General features: G+C 53.4%; 3 protein-coding genes. 2 read left to right on the forward strand and 1 reads right to left on the reverse strand.

Annotated elements, in window-relative coordinates; translation table 11 throughout:
- Nucleotides 1–613 (forward strand): glycerol acyltransferase (locus QVP67_RS06645; protein WP_288179979.1); only part of this gene is annotated, 613 nt, incomplete at its 5' end.
- Nucleotides 614–637: 24 nt separating this feature from the next.
- A complete protein-coding gene (locus tag QVP67_RS06650; protein ID WP_022162790.1) occupies nt 638–1,624 on the forward strand; it encodes a GNAT family N-acetyltransferase in 987 nt (328 codons plus the stop codon).
- A gap of 66 nt (nt 1,625–1,690) precedes the next feature.
- Here QVP67_RS06650 and dgt read toward each other — a convergent pair.
- The coding region (gene dgt, locus QVP67_RS06655; RefSeq protein WP_288179980.1) for a dGTP triphosphohydrolase at nt 1,691–2,483 on the reverse strand (793 nt) is incomplete at its 5' end.

Genomic DNA, 2,483 nt, shown 5'->3' on the forward strand with positions numbered 1-2,483 from the left:
AGGGAAAGAGAATCTGCCGAAAGACGGGCTTTGCACTTTTGTCTGCAATCACCCGCTGGGCGGACAGGACGGACTGGCGCTGGGCTACGTGCTAGGCTCGTTCTACGACGGCAAGGTGAAGTATATGGTCAACGACCTGCTGATGAATCTCCGCGGACTGGCTCCCCTTTGCATCCCTATCAACAAGACCGGACGTCAGGCGAAAGATTTCCCGAAGCTGGTGGAGGCCGGCTTTGCATCCGACAATCATCTGATAATGTTTCCCGCCGGGCTGTGCTCGCGGCGTCGCAACGGCGTGATCCGCGACCTGGACTGGAAGAAGACATTCATTGTAAAGAGTGTACAGTCGCACCGCGACGTCGTGCCCATTCACTTCGAAGGAAGAAACTCCGACTTCTTTTACAATCTGGCCAACTTCTGCAAGGCTATCGGCCTGAAGTTCAACATTGCGATGTTGTATCTGGCTGACGAAATGCTGAAGAACCGCCACAAGACTTTCACCATCACCATAGGCAAGCCGATTCCCTGGCAGACGTTTGACAAGTCGAAGACGCCGACCCAATGGGCGCAGTATGTGAAAGACATCGTTTATAAACTGAAAATAGAGAATTAACAATAGAGTTAGGTAAAGAGAGATATGGAAGATATTATTGAACCTATCAGTAAGGAACTGCTGAAAGCGGAGTTGACCGAAGACAAGCGCCTGCGAATGACCAACAAGAGCAACAACCAGATTTATATCATCACGGCGCAAGACTCTCCCAACACCATGAAGGAGATTGGCCGTCTGCGCGAGATCGCATTCCGTGCGGCAGGCGGAGGAACCGGCATGTCGATGGACATTGACGAGTTCGACACCATGGAGCATCCTTACAAGCAGCTGATTGTATGGAATCCCGAAGCAGAGGAAATTCTGGGAGGTTACCGGTATATTTTGGGCACCGATGTGCGCTTCGACGAGCACGGAGCTCCTATTCTGGCTACTTCGCACATGTTCCACTTTTCGGAGAAGTTTTTGAAAGAGTATCTTCCTACCACGATCGAGCTGGGACGTTCGTTTGTGACGCTGGAGTACCAGTCTACACGTGCAGGAAGCAAAGGTCTGTTTGCTTTGGACAACTTGTGGGACGGGTTGGGCGCGCTGACCGTAGTAATGCCCAATGTGAAGTATTTCTTCGGCAAGGTGACCATGTACCCCAGCTACAACCGCAAGGGACGCGACATGATTCTGTACTTCCTGCGCAAGCATTTCGGCGATAAGGAGGGACTGATTGTTCCCATGGAGCCGTTGCAGCTGGAGTCGGACGAGAAGGAACTTGCCGCACTGTTCTGCAAAGACACGTTCAAGGAAGATTATAAGATTCTGAACGGCGAAATCCGTAAGCTGGGCTACAACATTCCGCCGCTGGTGAACGCTTACATGAGCCTGAGTCCCACAATGCGTATGTTCGGCACCGCCATCAACTACGGCTTTGGCGACGTGGAAGAGACCGGCATCCTGATTGCCGTCGACGAGATTCTGGCCGAGAAGCGTATGCGTCACATCCAGTCGTTCATCGAGAGCGAACCGGATGCGTGCCACCTGACTTCGGGGGTGAATAAACTGTTCTACCCCAGCAAGTAATAATGTAAGTAGAGGGGGTACTGACAGGCATCCCTTTGGTTTCAGTACACCCTTCTTCGCTTGTATTTAAGAAATAGTAGGCAGACTGTTGCCGTTTATCTTACGGTAGAGGTCGAGCGCAAAGACGTCGGTCATGCCCGAAATATAATCCAATACCGCCTGTATTCTTTCGTGGAATACAGGCGAATTTATTTTGTACTGGCTTGACACGCGGTTGATGAGCAACTGGGAGTAAGCCTTCTCCGGGGCACACACGGCGTCGGTCATCAGCTGGAGCAGGGTGCCGATGATGCGGAAACCGGCCAGCTCGATGTCGAGTACGTCGCGCGAGCGGTAGATGCGTTCGAACGACACGTCGGCGCAGTGTTCGTAGGCCGAGGCGGGCAGGGAGTCGATGTGGCGGATGAGCGGTCCCTCGAATGTACCGGCCAGAATAGCCTGTTGGTTCTCCAAGAAAACGCGGGTACACTCGCGTATCAGTAGCCCGATGACGCACGAACGCAAATAGGCTATCTGTTCGTTGGTGTCGCTCACTATCTGCAGTGTCTTCTGCATGCGTGCTTTCCGCTCGTCGGTGAAGAACGACAGCATCAGTGCCTGCGTCTCGGCCGTGGTCAGTATCTTCAGCTTGTGGGCGTCCTCCAGGTCCATCATCTGGTAGCAGATGTCGTCGGCGGCTTCCACGAGGTAAACCAGCGGGTGGCGGGCATACTTCAGCGGAGCGTCGTTCAGCTTCTTCATGCCCAGCTCTTCGGCGATGCGGCGGAAGCTGTCTTCCTCGGTGGTGAAGAAGCCGAATTTCGATTTCTGGCCGGCTAAGCTCGACGAGAAGGGGTACTTCACGATACTGGCCAGCGTG

It is taken from the genome of Bacteroides sp. CAG:633 (assembly GCF_000435115.1).
Classification (GTDB): domain Bacteria; phylum Bacteroidota; class Bacteroidia; order Bacteroidales; family Bacteroidaceae; genus Bacteroides; species Bacteroides ndongoniae.